The sequence below is a fragment of the Chryseobacterium sp. Leaf405 genome (assembly GCF_001425355.1).
Taxonomy (GTDB): domain Bacteria; phylum Bacteroidota; class Bacteroidia; order Flavobacteriales; family Weeksellaceae; genus Chryseobacterium.
Map to the genome: position 1 here is coordinate 283,138 of NZ_LMQN01000015.1, position 19,785 is coordinate 302,922.

Below are 19,785 nucleotides of genomic sequence, written 5' to 3' on the forward strand. Positions count from 1 at the left end.
ATTTTAAATTGATCATTAAGATAACGTGATAAAATTAAAAAAATCATAATTTATTTATTCACTAGTTTTAGATATAAATTTCAAATTTTTGATAGATTGTAATAAGTAAAGTCAGTTATTCATCGTAGAAATTTTTGATTTTTCCGATAATCAAGTTTTGTTTATTTCATTAATGCTTATTACCTTTGGACTCTAGCAATTCTCAAAAAGAGAAGTTGTCGATCTGAATTTTATTTTATGAATTATGAAGTTCCGTACTGGAAAAGAGTAATGTAAAGAAGATATAATAGCTTTTACGCTATGTAAAAGTTCTGTTCAGATTATTCTGAATAGATTTTTTTCATCATTTGTGTTTTTATAGCCTCCTGCAAAGGGGGCTTGTTTTATTAGTGAAATTTTTGTTTATGATTTAGCTCATAATATCTAACGTAAGGGTTTGATATCTTTGAATTTAGTAAGATTAAGAAATTGAATTTTACCATCAATAATTGAAGTACACTTTTTAGACCCATACTTTTTTTAAAAAACTCCTCACTTAATGAGGAGTTTTTAATTTAAATTGTAGTAAAAGCGGTTTTTATTTTACTTATCAGCCTATAAGGTATTTTGGTTTGATAGCTGAGCAGATTGTATATGTCGTCGGCATTAGTATAATGTTCCGGTACATTTTTGTTTTGAATTTTTTCAATTCTTCTTCTTTTCATCGCCTGATGAATAACTTTAGCAAAAGATTCTTTTGCTTTACCTTTAGAGGCAGATTGCGAGATGCCCTGAGAATGAAGTCTGTATCTATAAAGAGGCTCTTCTATGAATTTTGCATCACCAATTTCCAGAATTTTTAGATATAGATCTTGATCTACTGCAGTTCTTAAGTTAGGGTCTATGCCTTCCGTTTTTAAGTATGCTTCTCTTTTGAAAACAAAAAAAGCTGAAATCTGGATAGGACAATTAAAAAAAAATTGATTATTGTGAATCTGTTTTATTTTGTTGAAAATTGTTTTATGATTTAAATTTTCATCGCAAAACATCAATTGAGAATAGACAGCGACTATTTTATTGTTTTTTTGAAATTTTTCTAAGCAGCATTCTATTGAATAATCAAATAGAGCATCATCCGGATCTAAATAGGCCAGAAAATCTCCAGTTGCGAGTTCTGCGCATTTTGCTTTTGTATAGCCACATCCTTTGTTGACTTCATTTTCATAAAGTTTGAAACGCGTGTCATTTTTAATAAGCTCTTTAACAATTTTTACAGAATCATCGGTTGAGCAATCGTCTACAACGATCACTTCCCAATTATCATAGCTTTGGCTTATCAGCGAATCATAACAATCTTTGAAATATCTCCCGTTGTTATAATTTGCCACAAGAATTGAAATTTTATTCACTGTTTATAGATTAAAATTTGTATGTCAAATTTATAAATTAAAATTGTATAATGTTATGATTTAAATAAATGTTTTTTTAATTTTTTTAGAATATTTTATGGAAATTGACTTAAATATTTATTTTTTTATCTACAATAATTCATCTGCAATCCTTTTAATTTAAAAATATTTTGTTTAATTATTACATTTAAACTTCATTTTAAAGGGGCAGTAATTTATAATATTAAAATGGGTTTTCAAATGTGACAGAAATCATAAAAAATATTCATATTATGTTGTGACATATTTATATCATTATATATAAAATTTTTCATCTTTTGTTTCAGGATCTCTTTAAAAGATGTCTTTTTTAATTGCAATTGCTATTTTATAATATTTGCCAATTTTAAAGAAAAATTTCTGATAAAATGTTAATAGTCTATTAAAAAATCTTAAAATAAAATTTTTGTACAAGTTATCGTTGATGTTATTTAAATAATTAATATTCAATATTTAATAATAGGATTATGATAATTGAGTAATAAATTGAAGAATAGATAATATTATCAGATACAAGACGTTTGTCCTGAATAACTTTAAATGATAATTTCACTGAATTCTTACTCGAAAATTACAGGAACCGATATAAAAAATATGAATAATTATACTATATATTAGTAAAAAACGAATTAGATTTGCAATGATTAATATTAAATTAAAACTTATGAAGAAAATTTCTACATTTTTAGTACTTCTTCTGTGTTTGCTCAACTTAGGCGCCATACCGGATGTCTACGGTCAAACACCCGCTCCTTTACCTTATTCTCAGAACTTTACAACTGCGAATGATTTCACACTGGTGAATGGAACAGTAACAAATAAGTGGGTGTATGGTTCTGCTACAGGTAACACAGGTAGTTCTCTTTACATCTCGAATAACGGAACAGCGAATGCATATTCAACTAGTCAGACGAGTATTGTGCATGCGTACAGGGATATTGCTATTCCTGCAGGTTCTACTATTGCCAGTTTTTCATTCGATTGGAAAGCAGTAGGAGAGTCAGGTTGGGATTATTTAAGAGTTTGGTTGGTTCCAAATACTTTCACGCCAACTGTAGGTACGAATATTACTGCTGCAACCGGAAGATTCCGTGTAGGAGAGTTCGGTCAACAGTCTACATGGCAGAATTATAGTACAAATACATTAGATATTAGTGCTTATGCTACTTCTGGGGTAATGAGACTTGTTTTTGAATGGACAAATGATGACCTTTTTGGAACACAGCCTCCAGCGGCAGTTGATAATATTAATATGAGTATTCCAACTTGTATTATACCATCTGCATTAGCGGTGCCTACTGTTGGAACTAATACTGCAACATTATCATGGACAGCACCTACTCCTACACCGGGAGTTGGATATGAATATTATCTTAGTACTACAAATACTGCTCCTACAAACGCAACACCTGGGGTAGCTAATGCGGGAACAACTGCTAACCCAGCAGGTTTAACTGCGGCTACAACTTATTATTGGTGGGTGCGTTCTATATGTAGCGGGACAGATAAAAGTTTATGGACTGCAGGGCCTAGTTTTTCAACGACTCAGGTACCTGGTACGATTCCTTACACACAGAACTTTAGTACGGGAAATGATCTACAGCTTGCGAATGGAACTATGACCAATAAATGGGCTTACGGTTCAGCGACAGGAAATCCAGCGAACTCGCTTTATATATCAAATAATAACGGGACAGCAAATGCTTATACAACAGGTACTTCAACAAGTAACTTTGTTCATGCATTCAGAGATCTTATCGTTCCTGCCGGAACTACGGATGCTGCTTTATCATTCGATTGGAAGGGTGCTGGTGAATCTAACTGGGATTTCTTAAAAGTTTGGATGGTACCCATTACTTACGTGCCAACTGCAGGAACGGCTATTACCGCTGGAGGAGGAAGAATTCAGGTTGGAGGAAATTTCAATCAACAAACAACTTGGCAGTCTTATTTAAATACATCATTAAATTTATCAACTTTTGCAACAAGTGGTTTGATGAGACTTGTATTTGAATGGACCAATGATACAACAGGTGGAACACAGCCTCCTGCAGCGATTGATAATATTAATTTAAGTATTCCTACATGTAAAGTTCCTACCAATATTCAGGTAGTTTCAACGGGATCAAATATTGCATCAATCAATTGGACAGCTCCAACGCCGGCTCCAGTTGGAGGATATCAGATTTATATGTCAACGACAAATACGCCTCCTACTGTAGGAACCTTGCCAAGTTATACTACTACAGGAACTACGTTTACATTAACACCTTTAACTCCTCTTACTACATATTATTTCTGGGTACGTTCTGTATGTGCAGGAACAGATACGAGTTTCTGGATTGCAGGGCCTAGTTTCACAACGACACAAATTCCGGCTACCATTCCTTATATTCAGCAATTTACTACGGGGAATGACTTAGCGTTATTTAATGGTACTCAGACTAATAAATGGGCGTATGGCAGTGCAACTGGTAATACTGGGAATTCTTTATATATTTCTAATACTACAGGAACTACTAATGCTTATAATACTTCATCAACGAGTTATGTACATGCTTTTAGAGACATCGCTATTCCTGCAGGAACAACTACTGCTACTTTCTCTTTTGATTGGAAAGGCGCTGGTGAATCTAGTTGGGACTATTTAAGAGTTTGGTTGGTTCCGGCTTCTACATTTACTCCTACACCGGGTAATCAAATTGGTGCAGGAACAGGAAGAATTCAGATCGGAAATAATTACAATCAGCAGACTACTTGGCAGACTTATTTTAATGCTACCCAGGATTTATCAAGTTTTGCAGGTACTACAATGCGTCTTGTATTTGAATGGACAAATGACTCAGGTGGGGGAACTCAGCCTCCGATAGCAATTGATAATATCAACATTCGTATTTGTAGCACAGCAACTCCTGTTGTAACAGTTGTTGGTACGCCTACTTATAATTCAGCAGTATTGCAATGGCCACAGGACACCGGAGGTGCAAGTTATATTGTTAGATATAGACCTCAGGGAACAGGAGCGGCATGGCAGACTGTAAGTGTTGCAGCAGTTCCTTATCCACAGCCTACAAATACTACTACTTTAACAGGATTATTATCTGCAACTTTATATGAGGTAGAAATTACCGCAGTTTGTAATGGTACTCAAGGAACATCTTCTCATAATACCTTTACAACGAAATGTGATCCTACGCCTCCAAGTGTGACGGTTACTAATATTGGCACTACTTCAGCTTTAATCAGCTGGGCACCAGTGGCTGCAGGTTCTCATTATTTTATCAGATACAGACTTACAGGAAGTGGTAATGCTGGATGGGGAACTCCTATTGCGGTACCGGTAGGTTCAGGAAACTCTTACTTATTATCAGGTCTTAGCGTTTATACTTCGTATGATGTAGAAGTTGCTAATATGTGTGATACAGACAGTACATTGAACCCATGGTCTAATCCTAAAGTATTCGTAACAGACAGAACTTGTGATATTGCTCCTCCGGGACTTACAATTGTAAATATTACGCCAACAACGGCAGAAGTTACATGGGATCCATTAGCTGCTGCAACGGGTTATGTTCTTAGATATAGAAAAGTAGGTATTCCGAGCTGGACAACGGTTACAGTTTCTACAAATACATATACAATAACGGGTCTTTTAGAATTGACTCAATACGAAATGCAGGTAGCCAATATATGTGGAGGAACTCCTGGAAATTATACATTACCATATTTCTTTACAACACCTACAGTGGTATACTGCCAAATGTCTTCAACGACTTTTACAAATTATATTTCTAAAGTAACTGTAAAACCAAATGGTAAACCTGAAAAGGCTAACGTATCTCTTGCTTCAAGTTACAGTGATTATACTGGTGATAGCACGAAGTTTATCGAAATGATTCAAGGTTCATCTGATAACCAGATTACGATTGATAAAAAGGGAACAGGAAATTCAGGTGTCGCAGTTTGGATTGACTTCAACAGAAACGGATATTTTGATATTAATGAAAGAATATTAGTATCCGCACCAAGCACAAATGATGTGGTAAGCGGAACATTCTCTGTACCGTCTGACGCATTCATTAGTTTAGTGGATTTCAAATATGTAGTGATGAGAGTCGCTTTACAGAAAGACGGAATTCCGGTAAACTGCGCAAACTTCTCGGATGGTGAAGTTGAAGATTACACTGTAAGAATTTCTAAGCCTATTATTCCAAATGGAATCAATCAGGATGAGATTACTATTTTCCCTAACCCGGTAAAAACAGTTCTTAATGTTAGAAATATCAGTAGAAAAGCAAACTTTAAGATTTACAATGCAGCGGGACAGGTTGTTGCAACAGGCATTATCCTGAACAATAAGATCGATGTAGGTCAATTAATTAACGGAATTTATGTGATTGATATTGATGATACTCAAGGTACGAATCAATCGGCACAGAAGAAATTTATCAAAGAATAAGTAAATAAATTTCAGAATATAAAAAATAGGCTCTCAGAAATGAGAGTCTATTTTTTTTGTGATTTTTTAAGAAAAGCGTAAAAGCTGCTAAAATTAATATATTCCGGTTATTTGCTTTGTTTATTGCTTTGTAATGAAACATAGGTGTTTTATGCAATCATTAAAAGTGGAGTTAATATGTGAAAATTTGTTAATTAATGAGATTTGTGACGATTATAATTTTGTAAAAAAAATACATTTCATACATTTGCAGTCACTCATGTTTAATTTGAGTTTTCATGGTTATTAGTTTTTAATCCTCGGAGCAATCCGGGGATTTTTTTTATTGATTTAAGTCATAAAATTTGATCCGCATAATTTTTAATTTTATACGATACATAACATGTTTATGTCTCAGTACAGTTTGCCTCTCGATTCGAGAGGTTTTTTTACGATATGATTGCAGTAGGATATTCTTTTGAAAATTTTTCCTGAACAAGATTTTCGGTTTCTATTAAGATGTTATCAATATGAGACGGGCTGTACTTAATTCCAAATTCTGCCAATGCTGCCTGTGTTTTCTTACCAATATTGCCATCGATATTTCCAAGAATTTTTCCGAGTCTTATTAAATTGCATTGAATCATCGCCTGCTTTTGATTTTCTTCAAACAAATCAACCTGTACACCCACGGTTAGGATGGCACTTGCAGCAGCGGCTTTATAAGGCGTTAAATTGGTTCCGTTACCATTCAAATAATAATTGTAAACGATCTGATGGCTCGCTCTGCATTCGAAATGCCACGCTTCTGATGTACCTTTGTTAGGTTTGTCTATAATGGGAACAACTCCGTATTTTTTAGCAATTGACCAAAATTCAGATAAAGGAATTTTTATAGCTGATAAATCAAGATCAAACGCTCTTCCAGATTCGTGAAAACTTCCTCCCGGAGGTGGACTGAATGCTTTTTTCTTACCGGAAATATAATCATTGTGTGATTGCATCTGCATTTCATAGCTCCTGAACAAATCACTTAATATCAACTTTCCACCTTTTGATTTAACCTCTTTAGCAATATTAAAAATTGAGGAAAAAGTATCAGGTGTGCATTTAGCCATTCTTTTAGGTAATGGCAATAAATCTCCAAGGCTGTTTTTGTAAATAGAAAGTATATCTATTGGAAGTAATGGCGTTTTCATGATGCAGTATTTTGAGTTAGGTGTTTGATAAAATTCACTAGTAAACTCATTAATTTTAATTATTACTTTTATATAAATTATTCATGTAAAAATATTTTATATATAATAATTTTCTTATTAAATTGTATTTAATAGTAATTTTTATCGTTGTTAGCTTGGTCAAATTTACATAATAAATTCATGTAAATGAGATCATTAAAATTTTTAGGAAATTTGCTGAAATAGAAATACGGAATAGGTAGAATAAAAAATCCCTAAACTAATAATAGAATAGGGATTTTACGAGGTGCCTAGCGGATTCGAACCGCTGTAGATGGTGTTGCAGACCACTGCCTAGCCGCTCGGCCAAAGCACCGTTTTTACCATTTTTGAGGTGTGCAAATATAGTAAAATATATTATTCAACAAAATTTTTTTAGACAATTTCTTGTGATTTATTACCTTTTATTCAGCTTATAGACTGTCTTTCAGTTAAATAAATATGAGTTTTAAATGGCATAATTTCTTTAGATATTCATATTCCGTTCAGCATCAGTCTTAAAGTAGCATTGGTATCAATAACAGCCGTAATGCCTGACGGATTCAAAAGAATTTTGCTGGGTTTAAGATTAAAAACTCTGCCACTCATTTTTAAGCCTTTATAATATTCTTTGTTAAAAGCTTCTTCAATGCTTTTTTTGGAAGTATTTTCAAGATCCTGAGTTGGAATTCCGTACTCATCTTCGATCATTTTTATAATCTTGCCTTTAAATAATAGAGTAGCGGTTTTTTGTAAGAAATTCGCTGTTTTCAGATTAAATTTCGTATTCGACAAAACAATTTTTTTCTTCGTTTCATCATACACAGGAATCCCGGAAATAAAAGCTTTACCGTTTACATAGCCTTCTGTCTGCGCCTCGATCATCACTCTGTCATCAACTCCGTATACTTTTATGTCCGTAATTTTCACTTTCGATCCTCTCACATCGTAATCCTTATTAAGGAACATATTTCGTGCAATGTTCGTAGCTTCAGAAAAAGGAATATTAGCTGTTGTCTGAAGTGAAAATTTATCAGGTAAAACAGAAATAGGGGTAAAGTCTGACGCATTTTTTACAGCAGGTGAAGATGTTGGCTTAGTGCCTGTAAAAGTCTCAGAATATACATCAATGCCAATATCGGTGTTAATTTGGTTTGCATAAAATTTAAGCGGAGTGATATTTACACTGATCGGGCTTACCTTCAGCCACGTATTATACTCTTCAGATATATTGAAAGGATTGGCAAAAACATTCCAAGCCATTACCGCATATTGCTGGAAATTTAATTGAGTAGCCAGCTGTTGATCTATTGTTTTACAGAATTTTTCCTGTTGTTCTATCAAACTTTTTTCAACCAAAGAAGTAATCGGAATCTGTATTCTTCCATAATCCAGCACAGGTTTTTTAACCCAGGTAAAACCATTTGGCTTCGTATAGGTGTCGATTGTCCAGTTATTTTTAAAATTTAAACTCGTACTGAAAGACATCACCGTTTCAAAAGTTGTATTCTGATAGGTATACAGCCCTAAAGTTCCGATGCCTTTCTCAGCCCATATTTTCAAAGGAACTTCAATCAGAATATTGTGATTTGTTCCGCCTATAAGCCTTATCGGGTTGGTTTTCCAGACTTTTACTTTAAATTGGTCATTGTTGTTATCGGTGTAAGAATCGTCCTGATAAATCAATTCTTTTACCGAAGCATTGATCATATTGCTGATCTCCGAAAGCGGAATGGCCACCGGCATCGTGATACTGGATTTAACTTTCGGAAAGTTGTAACTTGCCAATTGATTTTCGGGATTATTTTGTCCGAAAATATTGATGAACCCTAATAAAAATATTATTTTGATAAATTTCAAAGTGTTTTCTTTTTTTAATTAAAGAATTAATTTTCAGGTTTAAAGCTCTGTTCTAGTTCGATGCTTGCACCTCTCATTTCGCCCTGCATTGGTGGTGCCGTTTTGGTAATTTTTAATTTGATATAAGAAATCTGGCTGAATTTTTCATGAATTTTAGAAATAATTCTTCCCGCAACATGTTCCAGTAACTTCGACTTCATTTTCATTTCATTGTGGAGGATTTCATTAATATCTGAATAACTTATCGTGTCATTCAGATCGTCTGATTCTGCTGCTTTCCACAGATCAGTATGAATTTCGAGATTTAAAATGTAATACGTGCCGATAATATTTTCTTCCGGTAAAACGCCGTGATAGGCATATATTTTCACATCTTCGAGATATATTTTGCTCATTGTTGATTTTTATCTAAACAAAAGTATTATATTTAATTACCAAATAAATTAAAATACTATGAAAAATCTTAAAAAATTAAACAGATCAAATTTAAAAACAATTCAGGAAGGGGCAGGCGATGACTGTCAGATTGATTTAGATTGTGGACCTGCAGGCTGTGCATGGTGTACAGATTTCAAAGGGCGTAAAATATGTCTTGTCTCTTCAAATTATCCATTTTGTCAGGATATTAATCCATAATTATACGATTTTAAAACTTAATTATGAAAAATTTAAAAAAGTTAAACAGAAGAAATTTAGAACAGATCAATGGAGCGGGAATTCCTCCTATTTCGCACTGTAACGGTTGTCCGACAGGGGCTTTTGGACCTAATGATACTCATTCTTGTGAAGCATATTGGGCACTTCCGGAAACTTGCAGAAATTGTGTTCTTGTAAATACAGAATGTTTTGTTCCTATTACAATTGATTTATAAGTTTAAAGCTAAAAGAAAAAAGCACTGTTTTTACAGTGCTTTTGATTTATTTTATACTTTTCGAAAGATCAAGCATGGCTTCAATAGGTTTCAAAGCTCTCAATCTTAAATCTTCATCAATAAGAATCTCCGGAAGTTCGTATTTCATACATAAATACAGTTTTTCCATTGTATTACGTTTCATGTAGAAACATTCCGAACAGTTACAGCTTTCGTCAAATACTAAAGCCGGAATCAGTTCTTTGTGTGGAGCACGTTTTCTCATTTCGTGCAGAATTCCTTCTTCTGTTGCAATGATAAATTTCTGACAATCTTCCTGTTCAACATAGTTCAGAAGAGCAGAAGTTGATCCGATAAAATGAGCCAGCTTCAATACAGATTCTTCACTTTCCGGGTGTGCAATTAATTTAGCATCAGGATTATCTGCCATCTGCTGCGCAATTCTCTCCATAGAAAACGCTTCATGTACGATACAGCTTCCGTCCCAAAGAATCATATCACGACCCGTCTTTTGAGACAAATATCTTCCCAGGTTTTTATCAGGAGCGAAAATAATCGGTCTGTCTTTCGGTAACGCTTCAATCACTGTTTCAGCGTTTGAGCTTGTTACGATAATATCACTTTCAGCCTTCGTTTCAGCGTTACAGTTGATGTAAGTTGCGATTAAAGCATTTGGATGCTGCTCACGCATTTTTCTCAAACCTTCTCCTGAACAGCCGTCTGCCAAAGAACATCCTGCCATGGTGTCGGGAAGAACAACTTTTTTCGTCGGGTTCAGAATTTTTGCTGCTTCTGCCATGAAATGTACTCCGCAGAATACAATCATATCGGCATTGGTATCTTTTGCCTGTCTCGCCAATTGCAGGGAATCTCCCAGAAAATCAGCAATATCCTGAATTTCTCCAGGTTGGTAATAATGCGCTAAAATCACCGCATTTTTCTCTTCTTTCAATTTAAGAATAGCCTGTACAAGCTCTTCTCCTTGAGGAATAACCAAATCTTTTATATCCAGAAATCCTCTTACAGGGATGGCAGATTTAGCTTTTTCTAATGTTTCGGTACTCATATCAACCTCAATGTTTTTTGATTGTAGAAGTTAGATTTTAGAAATTAGAATTTAGTTTTTAATACAGAGTGTACCAGCATTTTTTACTAACTTCTAATCTCTAACTTCTAGTTTCTTCTATAAAATTTTTTATTAAACTTTCTATTTCTTTTTTTGCAATATCTAAATCGGAATTAATCACGATTTTATCAAATTCTTTGGCATAAGATAGTTCTTCTTCTGCCTTTTCTACACGTGTTTTGATCGTTTCTGCATCATCCGTACCTCTTGAAATCAATCTTCGTTCCAATTCCTCAATGGAAGGCGGTTCAATGAAAATTGACAGCGCTTTTTCTCCAAAATATTTTTTTAAGGAAATTCCGCCTTTCACATCAACATCGAAAATGACCACTTTTTCCTGATTCCAGATTTTTTCGACTTCAGATTTCAACGTTCCATAATATTTATCAGTATAAACCTCTTCAAATTCTACAAAAGCATCTTCCGAAATTTTCTGTCTGAATTCATCAGGATTTAAAAAATGATAATCCACCGCATGAACTTCACTTCCTCTCGGCTGTCTCGTTGTGCATGAAATCGAGAACTGCAGTTCGTTAAAAACTTCCAGAGAATGTTTTACTAATGTCGTTTTTCCGCTTCCTGACGGTGCTGAAAATATGATAACCTTATTCATAAATGATAAGAGATAAATTATAATTGATTTAATTCAACTTTTTACTTTTAACCTGGCTCTTTTTCTTTACTTACAAAACGTTTAACGTCTGTTCTTTAATTTTCTCCAGATCATCCTTCATCATCACCACTAATTTCTGGATTTCCGCATGATTGGCTTTTGAACCTAAAGTATTGATCTCGCGGCCGATTTCCTGAGAAATGAAACCAAGTTTTTTCCCGTTGAAATCTTCATTATCCATTACTTCTTTGTAATACTTCAAATGCTGAGTCAGTCTTACTTTTTCCTCGGAAATATCCAATTTCTCTGTAAAATAAGCCATTTCCTGGTAGAAACGGGTTTCGTCAACATTTTCAAATTCTTTCAATGTTTTTTGATAACGCTCTTTTACGGCATTAATTCTCTCTTCTTCAAAAGGAATAACTTCATTCAAATATTTGTCGATATTCTGGATATTTCTTTCCAATTCTTCATGTAAAATTTTACCCTCCGTTGTTCTGAATTCTTTAAAACGTTCAACAGCATTTTGAACAATACCTGCCAATGTTTCCCATTCACCCTCACAGATTTCGTCTGGTCTTGAAGTGATAGCGTCTGGAAGTCTCACCGCCATTTTCAGATATTCGAAATCCGGTCCGTCTGCAGCAACTTCACGAAGCTGATTCATATAAGAATCAATCAAAGCTTTATTGATTTTTACATCATTTGTCTCCTCAAGATTTTCTATATTGACGTAGCAGTCTACTTTTCCACGAATGAGTTTATCACTTAGAATTTTTCTGATCTCAAATTCTTTTTCTTTATAGCGTAAAGGAATTTTAATATTTAAATCAAAGCTTTTGCTGTTCAAAGATTTAATATCGATGGTAATCTTTTTCCCTTCGAAAACACCTTCGGCTCTACCAAAGCCTGTCATTGATAAAATCATAGTTTTTTATTGTTGTACAAAGATAAACATTTAAGTGTATGTATTCGCTATATTCAATTTTAGCCACAAAAGATGCAAAAGAAAATTACTAACATATTTTTTTAATTAAAAGCCACAAAAAAAGAATGAAACTTTTTTTAACTTTTGAATCTCTTAAAAATAAAAAATCAATTTTCGTAAATTAGCGCTGTGAAAAATAAAAATTTAATTTCTGTTGTAGGGCCCACCGGAATTGGTAAAACGAGATTGGCGATTGATTTGGCTAAATATTTCAATACGGAAATTGTTTCATGTGATTCCAGACAGTTTTTTAGTGAAATGAAAATTGGAACCGCTTCTCCGTCACAGGAAGAATTGGCGGAAGCACCTCATCATTTTATAGGAAATCTTTCAGTTCAGGAATATTATTCGATCGGGCAATATGAAGAAGATGCTTTAAAAAAACTTAACTACCTTTTTGAAAAATATGATACAGTCATTCTGGTTGGCGGAAGCATGATGTATGAAAAAGCGTTGATTGAAGGGTTGAATGACTTGCCGGAAGCTAATGAAGAGAATCAAAATAAACTTCAGGAAATTCTGGATAATGAAGGCATTGAGAAATTACAGGAAATCTTAAAGGAACTTGATCCTGAATATTTTTCAGTAGTAGATTTTCACAATCACAGAAGACTTTTACGCGCCATTGATATTATTTGGCAGACGAATAAAAAATATTCTGAATTAATTGCTGTTTCCCAAGACTCACGGAATTTTAATACCATTCGAATTGGAATTGAAGCGCCAAGAGAAGATTTGTATGACCGAATTAATAGAAGAGTGGATATGATGATGGAAAAAGGTTTGTTGGAAGAAGCAAAAAGCCTTGAAAAATTTAAACATTTAACTGCTTTAAATACGGTTGGTTATTCGGAACTATTCAAATATTATGATGGAGAATGGGATTTGGATTTTGCGGTTTCTGAAATTAAAAAAAACAGCCGAAGATATGCAAAACGTCAATTAACCTGGTATCGTAAAGCGGATGATATTCATTATTTGCAGTTGGGATATTCGCAGGATGATTTTGATGGTTTGATTGAATATATTAATGAACAATTTCAAAAGTAATTTTTTGAACCATTAAGAATATTTTATAGTTTGGTGTCATTCTGACTAAGGAAGAATCTCAGTCTCATTTTTAGAGACTCTCCACTATATTTCATTCGTTCAGAATGACAGAACGCATATTTTCAACAGAATATAACAAAAAAATGCGATCCCGAAAGACCGCATTCCATTAACAATATAATTAAATTTACTACTTCCAACCGCCTCCTAACGCTCGGTATAAATCTACAATACTGCTCAATCTCTGTCTTTTTACGGACGCAAGATTCAATTCAGCCTGTAGAGAATTTCCCTGAGCTGTTATTACTTCTAAATAGTTTGCCATTCCACCTTTATACAGCATTTCGGCACTTTTTATTCCGTCTTTTAAAGTTGTCACCTGTTCGGCTGCTTTCTGTTCCTGAACTTTTAAGCTTTCGTTAGAAACCAATGCATCAGAAACTTCACCCACTGCATTTAAAACAGACTGACGGAATGCCAGTACGTTTTTCTCTCTCTGGATTTTAGCTACATTTAAGTCTGTTTTTAATTGTCTTTTCTGGAAAATAGGCTGAGTCAATCCTCCCAAAACAGAACCAAACAATGAAGCCGGAATCTGGAACCAGTTATCAATTTTAAATGAATTTACGCCTCCGTTTGCTGTGATTTTCAATGAAGGATACATATTTGCCTGTGCAATTCCTACGATCGAATTAGACTCCAGCAACACCAATTCCTGTTGACGAACATCCGGACGACGGCTCACCATTGCTGCCGGAAGTCCTGCAGAAATATCTTGTGGTAAAGAAGTATCAGACATTTCAATCGTTCTGTCAACTTTATTTGGATTTTCACCCACCAAAATACTCAAGGCATTTTCCTGAATGGCAATATTTTGCTCCAGCTGAGTGATTAATAATTCTGTAGACTGCTTCTGAGCCGTTGCCTGCTGAACCCCCAAAGAAGTCGTATCACCACTTTGCCACAATTTTTGTGTAAGAGAAAGGGTATTGGTGCTTAATTCTAAATTCGATTTTGCAATCTGTAATTGTTTATCAAGCATCAGTAAATTGTAATATCCCTGCGCAATTGCCGCAACAACCTGTGTCTGAATTGCTTTTGTTGCTTCATAAGTCTGCAGATACTGCATTTTTGAAACTTCCTGCTGGTTTTTAATTTTCCCCCAAATATCAGCTTCCCAAGAAAGATTGAATGCTGCATTATAATCTTCAACATAGCTTTTTCCTAAAAATAGGTTCAAACTCTGCCCATTCATACTGTTTTTTGAAGGTTTTGACATCTGTGCCGAAACACCGAAACCTACATCAGGATACTGAAGATATTTTGCCTGTTTTAGTTTTTCCTGTGAAGAAGCAACCTGTTTTAAAGCAATCTGCAAATCGTAATTGTTTTTAATCCCTTTTTCGATTAAATTCTGCAACATCGGATCGCTGAAAAACTGTTTCCATTCCAGATTGGCAACACTTGCTGTATCGGCAGTTGCCGTATATTTGAACGTTTCGGGAAGCTCTAACTCAGGCTCCTTGTATGCCAGTTTCGACACGCAGGAGACTGAACCTAGAGCCAATCCAAAAGCGATGATAATATTTGTTATTCTTTTCATAAGTAAATATTTATTTTTATTAAAAGGTATTATGTAATCTTGGCGATTTCATAATTTTTTAACTTTTAATTGACTGCAAAACTTTGAGAAGTTTTTTTTGCAAAGATGTCTTTAGTAGGAGAAAATGCTTTGCTTTTTTATGATATTAGTTTGAATAGTTTGCTTCTCTATTGTACTCTCAAAGTTTTGCTAATCATTTTTATTAATGGGCAGCAGCTAAATGTTCTGCTTCCATTTTTTGTTTTTGAAGTCTTTTGTTTTTTCTGCTCGGCATTTTTTCATGCAAATGCTGGAAAATAACGAACATCACAGGAATAATGAAAATTCCGAATACAACGCCTGTAAACATTCCTCCAACCGTACTGATGCCAATTGAGTGGTTCCCTTTTGCTGCTGCACCCTGAGACCAAACCAACGGAAGCATACCCACGATAAAGGCGAAAGATGTCATTAAAATCGGTCTTAAACGTAATCTTGATGCCTGAAGCGCAGATTCAATCAACGATTTTCCTGCTTTTCTTCTCTGTACGGCAAATTCTACAATCAGAATCGCATTTTTCGCCAATAACCCAACGAGCATGATTAATCCTACCTGAACGTAGATATTATTGTCAATTCCTGCTAATCCCGTGAAAGCAAATACCCCGAAAATCCCTGTCGGAATTGTTAAAATAACGGCAAACGGAAGAACATAACTTTCATATTGAGCTGCCAGTAAGAAATATACAAACAGAATACTTAGCATAAAGATAAAAGTTGTCTGCCCACTTGTTTTGATTTCCTCTCTTGTAATTCCGGTCCATTCATATCCGAAACCTCTCGGAAGTGATTTTTGTGCAGTTTCTTCCACTGCTTTAATTGCATCTCCGGTACTGTAACCAGGTTTTGGAGTTCCGTTGATCGTCACAGCGTTAAATAAGTTGTTTCTTGTCACTGTTTCAGGTCCGAAACTTCTTTTTAAAGTCAATAAAGTCTTTACAGGAACCATTTCGCCCGATTTATTTTTAACATAAATTCCTTCAAGAGAATTTGCATCTTTACGATACGGAATATCTGCCTGAGCCATTACTCTGTAATATTTCCCGAATCTGTTGAAATCTGAAACAAAACTACTTCCGTAATAAATCTGCATGGTCTGCATTAGTTCTGTGATCGAAACTCCCAACTGATTGGCTTTATCTGAATCTACATCAATCGTAAACTGAGGATTTCCTGCTGCATACGTTGTAAAGGCAAATGCAATTTCCGGACGTTTCATTAATTCTCCGATAAATGCCTGGGTAGTAGTTCCCAATTGCTCGAAAGAACCGTTGGTCTTATCCTGAAGCATAAATTCGAAACCGGAAACGTTACCAAATCCCTGAACAGTAGGGAAGTTGAAGAAGAATGCATTGGCATCTTTTACCTGTGCTACTTTCCCCGTTAAGCCTGCTGCAATCTGATCTGGATCTTTTATATCACCACGTTCTTCATAATCTTTCAGTTTGATAAAACCTGCAGCATAAGGAGAAGCGTTGGCATTACTGATGAAATTCAAACCATCTGCTACCCAAAGGTGATTGGTCGCTTTTTCACCTTTGATAACTTTATCAATTTGTTCTGTTGCGATATGCGTTCTGTCTAATGAACTTCCGGGAGGGGTATTCACGGCATATAAAACAAAGCCCTGATCTTCTGTAGGAATAAATCCTGACGGTGCTTTTTTAATCAAGAAAACGCTTGCAGCAATTAGCACTACTAAACCACTTATGGCCACCCATTTATTTTTAATTAAAAATTTAAGACTGTAAATGTATTTTCTTGTCATGTTGTTGAAGCTCACATTAAATGCGTTGAAAAATCTAGCTCCAAAACCTGTCTTCTTACCATGTTCACCCTGAGGATCATTTAATAACATAGCACACAAAGCCGGACTTAACGTTAATGCATTCACCGCAGAAATCATAATGGCAATTACCAGTGTAAAGGCAAACTGTCTGTAGAAAACTCCTGCAGGACCCTGCATGAAACCAACCGGAATAAATACAGCACACATTACCAACGTAATGGAAATAATCGCACCGGAAATTTCACTCATCGATTCTTTAGTTGCATTTTCAACAGGAATTCCTGTATGTTCCATTTTAGAGTGAACGGCTTCTACCACTACAATTGCATCATCCACGACAATACCAATGGCGAGGACTAATGCGAATAATGTCAACATGTTAATACTGAATCCAAACAACTGAAGGAAGAAGAAAGTACCAATAATCGCAACAGGAACCGCAATCGCTGGAATTAATGTAGATCTGAAATCCTGAAGGAAAATGTATACAACAAGAAATACCAGAATAAATGCGATAACCAGTGTTTCAACTACCTGATGAATGGATGCATCTAAGAAATCTTTAGAATTGTACATGATGATAGGCTCAACTCCCTTTGGAAGAGTAGTTTTCATCTGTTCAACCTGTTTTTCAATTTCTGTTAGGATTTCATTGGCGTTTGAACCTGCAGTTTGAAGGATGGCAAATCCGGCAACGGGCTTACCATCCACTCTGTTAGCTGCTGTATACGTATAAGAACCGAATTCTACTCTTGCTACATCTTTCAGTCTTAGGAAAGAACCGTCGCTGTTCGCTTTGATGGCAATGTTTTCGTAGTCTTCGTTTTTATTTAATTTACCTTTATACTTTAAGATATATTCGTAAGTTTCTTTACTTCCCTGACCTAAACGACCGGGAGCGGCTTCCAGATTATGATCTTTTACGGCATTCAAAACTTCCTGTGGAGAAAGTCCGTTGGCTGCTAATCTGTCCGGTTTCAACCAAAGTCTCATGGAATAATCTCTTGTTCCGAAAACCTGCGCCTGAGCAACACCAGGAATACGCTGAATCTGTGGAATAACATTGATCTTCAAATAATTCTGAAGGAAAAGTTCATCATATTGTTTTGGATCGTCACTTGATAATCCCATAAACATGATCATACTGTTCTGAACTTTTTGCGTAGAAATTCCAGCCTGAACAACCTCTTGAGGAAGCTGGCTCATAGCTTTGGATACACGGTTCTGAACGTTCACCGCTGCATTATCTGCATCTGCACCCTGCTTGAAAAATACGCTCAGCGTCATTGTTCCGTCGTTACTTGAGTTGGAAGTCATGTAGGTCATGTTCTCAACTCCGTTTACGGCTTCTTCAATAGGTGTTGCTACGGAACGGGCTACCACTTCCGCATTCGCTCCCGGATAGAAGGCAGTTACCTGCACACTTGGTGGGGCAATATCCGGAAAGAGGGCAATGGGTAAATTAAAGAGGGACAATGCCCCCAATAATAAAAGTATTATGGAGATGACCGTTGAAAGTACCGGTCTTTCTATAAATTGTTTTAACATAAGAAGTTTATTTTTTTAAGTCTTCTGTTTCTGAAAGAATTATAAAGGTTTTGCTTTAAGCAAACTGTCAGAAGAAATAGGTTTAGCTTTAATGGAAGCTCCATCTTTTAAGCTGCCCAATCCTACATAAACTATTTTTTCTCCCGGTTTTACACCTTCGGAAATAAAGTAATAGTTTTCAGTTTTTCCTGATATTGTTATGGGTTTGCTTGTTACTTTATTGTCTTTTCCGACAACGTAAACGTAAGTTTTGTCCTGAATTTCAAATGTTGATTCCTGTGGAATAATCAATGCATTCGACATTAATTGCGGCATACGAACTCTACCGGTATTTCCTGTTCTCAATGTTCCGTTTGCATTTGGGAAAACGGCACGAACACTGATTGCGCCTGTTGTTTTATCAAATTGTCCGTCTACAATAGTCATTTTACCTTTTTGAGGATAAATACTGTTGTCTGCGATTACCAATTCTACCATTGGCATGTCTTTCAGTTTTTCTTCTAAAGTTGCACCTTGATATTTGTTTTGAAAAGCAATAAAATCAAGTTCGCTCAAAGAGAAGTACGCATAAATTTCGCTGATGTCTGATAATAAAGTCAATGGACTGGCATCTGTTCTTGAAATCAAACTTCCTTTTTTGTAAGGTATTCTTCCAATATATCCGCTCACCGGGGCAGTAATAGTTGTAAATCCTACGTTAATTCTTGCACCACCAACGGAAGCTTTCGCTTGTGAAGCGGCTGCCACTGCGGCTGCATAATTGGCTTTTGCGGTTCTCAATTGTACATCAGAAACTACTTTCGCAGCAACAAGAGGCTGGAGTCTGTCTACCTCAACTTTTGCTTTTTGAATATTCGCATTGGCAACTTGTAAATTAGCATTTGCCATATTCATCTGCTCTCCGTACGCTCTTGAATCTATTTTGAATAAAGGCTGTCCGGCTCTTACGTAAGCGCCTTCTTCCACGTAAATTTTATCTAAATAGCCATCAACCTGTGATCTGATTTCTACGTTGTTTTTTCCTTCCAAAGCAGTCGGAAATTCCTGATATGTCGTAGCTGGAGAGGTAGTCACGGTATAAACTGGCAGTTCGGGAGCTGGCGGAGCCATGTTTCCTCCTTCAGCGGCTTTTGTACAGTTTTGTAAAAGGATAATACTTGATATAAGTACGATAAACCTTATTTTTCCAGGTATTTTCATTTTTAGTTTAAGTTT

Annotated in this window: 14 protein-coding genes and 1 tRNA gene; 4 read left to right on the plus strand and 11 right to left on the minus strand. The window is 35.2% G+C overall.

Translation table 11 applies throughout. The features are described 5' to 3' along the window. Positions 1-554: 554 nt before the first annotated feature. Positions 555-1,388, minus strand: coding sequence for a glycosyltransferase family 2 protein (locus ASG22_RS11065; RefSeq protein ID WP_055984145.1), 834 nt, complete (start codon positions 1,386-1,388; stop codon positions 555-557). Positions 1,389-2,091: 703 nt separating this feature from the next. Between ASG22_RS11065 and ASG22_RS11070 the strand changes: the two genes are divergently transcribed. Beyond that, the gene (locus ASG22_RS11070) at positions 2,092-5,886 is read left to right on the plus strand and encodes a fibronectin type III domain-containing protein (RefSeq protein WP_185113808.1); all 3,795 of its coding nucleotides are present in this window, start codon (positions 2,092-2,094) and stop codon (positions 5,884-5,886) included. 428 nt (positions 5,887-6,314) lie between these two features. Here ASG22_RS11070 and ASG22_RS11075 read toward each other — a convergent pair whose 3' ends face one another. The 4 genes from ASG22_RS11075 to folB all read right to left on the minus strand — a co-directional run bounded on the left by ASG22_RS11075 (position 6,315) and on the right by folB (position 9,337). Then, positions 6,315-7,064 carry a D-alanyl-D-alanine carboxypeptidase family protein gene (locus ASG22_RS11075; protein WP_055984153.1) on the minus strand — a complete coding sequence of 250 codons (750 nt, stop codon included), beginning with the start codon at positions 7,062-7,064 and terminating at the stop codon, positions 6,315-6,317. A gap of 284 nt (positions 7,065-7,348) precedes the next feature. Then, positions 7,349-7,419 (minus strand) — tRNA-Cys (locus ASG22_RS11080). 158 nt (positions 7,420-7,577) lie between these two features. Next, positions 7,578-8,942: a DUF4403 family protein gene (locus tag ASG22_RS11085; protein ID WP_055984156.1), complete on the minus strand. Its 1,365-nt coding sequence runs from the start codon at positions 8,940-8,942 to the stop codon at positions 7,578-7,580. Positions 8,943-8,968: 26 nt separating this feature from the next. Next, positions 8,969-9,337: a dihydroneopterin aldolase gene (folB, locus tag ASG22_RS11090; RefSeq protein ID WP_055984160.1), complete on the minus strand. Its 369-nt coding sequence runs from the start codon at positions 9,335-9,337 to the stop codon at positions 8,969-8,971. 58 nt (positions 9,338-9,395) lie between these two features. Between folB and ASG22_RS11095 the strand changes: the two genes are divergently transcribed. Both ASG22_RS11095 and ASG22_RS11100 read left to right on the plus strand, forming a co-directional pair. After that, on the plus strand, positions 9,396-9,578 hold the full coding sequence (locus tag ASG22_RS11095) for a bacteriocin-like protein (protein WP_055984162.1): 183 nt from the start codon (positions 9,396-9,398) through the stop codon (positions 9,576-9,578). Between the two features lie 23 nt (positions 9,579-9,601). Then, complete coding sequence (locus ASG22_RS11100; protein WP_055984164.1) at positions 9,602-9,814, plus strand: bacteriocin-like protein; 213 nt, start codon at positions 9,602-9,604, stop codon at positions 9,812-9,814. Between the two features lie 46 nt (positions 9,815-9,860). Here the strand turns inward: ASG22_RS11100 and nadA are convergent, their stop codons facing one another. The 3 genes from nadA to ASG22_RS11115 form a co-directional block, all read right to left on the minus strand. Next, positions 9,861-10,880 carry a quinolinate synthase NadA gene (gene nadA / locus ASG22_RS11105; RefSeq protein WP_055984166.1) on the minus strand — a complete coding sequence of 340 codons (1,020 nt, stop codon included), beginning with the start codon at positions 10,878-10,880 and terminating at the stop codon, positions 9,861-9,863. A gap of 100 nt (positions 10,881-10,980) precedes the next feature. After that, the gene (gene gmk / locus ASG22_RS11110; RefSeq protein ID WP_055984168.1) at positions 10,981-11,553 is read right to left on the minus strand and encodes a guanylate kinase; all 573 of its coding nucleotides are present in this window, start codon (positions 11,551-11,553) and stop codon (positions 10,981-10,983) included. 70 nt (positions 11,554-11,623) lie between these two features. After that, positions 11,624-12,481 carry a YicC family protein gene (locus tag ASG22_RS11115; RefSeq protein ID WP_055984173.1) on the minus strand — a complete coding sequence of 286 codons (858 nt, stop codon included), beginning with the start codon at positions 12,479-12,481 and terminating at the stop codon, positions 11,624-11,626. Between the two features lie 189 nt (positions 12,482-12,670). Here ASG22_RS11115 and miaA point away from each other — a divergent pair, with 189 nt between their 5' ends. Beyond that, positions 12,671-13,591: a tRNA (adenosine(37)-N6)-dimethylallyltransferase MiaA gene (gene miaA / locus ASG22_RS11120; protein ID WP_055984176.1), complete on the plus strand. Its 921-nt coding sequence runs from the start codon at positions 12,671-12,673 to the stop codon at positions 13,589-13,591. A 190-nt stretch (positions 13,592-13,781) separates the two neighbouring features. Here miaA and ASG22_RS11125 read toward each other — a convergent pair whose 3' ends face one another. The 3 genes from ASG22_RS11125 to ASG22_RS11135 all read right to left on the minus strand — a co-directional run bounded on the left by ASG22_RS11125 (position 13,782) and on the right by ASG22_RS11135 (position 19,770). Further along, on the minus strand, positions 13,782-15,194 hold the full coding sequence (locus ASG22_RS11125; protein WP_055984183.1) for an efflux transporter outer membrane subunit: 1,413 nt from the start codon (positions 15,192-15,194) through the stop codon (positions 13,782-13,784). 202 nt (positions 15,195-15,396) lie between these two features. Continuing rightward, entirely contained in the window at positions 15,397-18,570 is a 3,174-nt protein-coding gene (locus tag ASG22_RS11130) for an efflux RND transporter permease subunit (RefSeq protein ID WP_055984186.1), read from the minus strand. A 39-nt stretch (positions 18,571-18,609) separates the two neighbouring features. Beyond that, positions 18,610-19,770 carry an efflux RND transporter periplasmic adaptor subunit gene (locus tag ASG22_RS11135; protein WP_055984189.1) on the minus strand — a complete coding sequence of 387 codons (1,161 nt, stop codon included), beginning with the start codon at positions 19,768-19,770 and terminating at the stop codon, positions 18,610-18,612. Positions 19,771-19,785 lie beyond the last annotated feature (15 nt).

Excerpts from the sequence above, each read along its gene's own strand:
- ASG22_RS11070 (WP_185113808.1), top strand. The coding sequence starts at position 2,092 with ATGAAGAAAATTTCTACATTTTTAGTACTTCTTCTGTGTTTGCTCAAC.
- ASG22_RS11075 (WP_055984153.1), bottom strand. The coding sequence starts at position 7,064 with ATGAAAACGCCATTACTTCCAATAGATATACTTTCTATTTACAAAAAC.
- folB (WP_055984160.1), bottom strand. The coding sequence starts at position 9,337 with ATGAGCAAAATATATCTCGAAGATGTGAAAATATATGCCTATCACGGC.
- ASG22_RS11095 (WP_055984162.1), top strand. The coding sequence starts at position 9,396 with ATGAAAAATCTTAAAAAATTAAACAGATCAAATTTAAAAACAATTCAG.
- ASG22_RS11100 (WP_055984164.1), top strand. The coding sequence starts at position 9,602 with ATGAAAAATTTAAAAAAGTTAAACAGAAGAAATTTAGAACAGATCAAT.
- nadA (WP_055984166.1), bottom strand. The coding sequence starts at position 10,880 with ATGAGTACCGAAACATTAGAAAAAGCTAAATCTGCCATCCCTGTAAGA.
- gmk (WP_055984168.1), bottom strand. The coding sequence starts at position 11,553 with ATGAATAAGGTTATCATATTTTCAGCACCGTCAGGAAGCGGAAAAACG.
- ASG22_RS11115 (WP_055984173.1), bottom strand. The coding sequence starts at position 12,481 with ATGATTTTATCAATGACAGGCTTTGGTAGAGCCGAAGGTGTTTTCGAA.
- ASG22_RS11125 (WP_055984183.1), bottom strand. The coding sequence starts at position 15,194 with ATGAAAAGAATAACAAATATTATCATCGCTTTTGGATTGGCTCTAGGT.
- ASG22_RS11130 (WP_055984186.1), bottom strand. The coding sequence starts at position 18,570 with ATGTTAAAACAATTTATAGAAAGACCGGTACTTTCAACGGTCATCTCC.
- ASG22_RS11135 (WP_055984189.1), bottom strand. The coding sequence starts at position 19,770 with ATGAAAATACCTGGAAAAATAAGGTTTATCGTACTTATATCAAGTATT.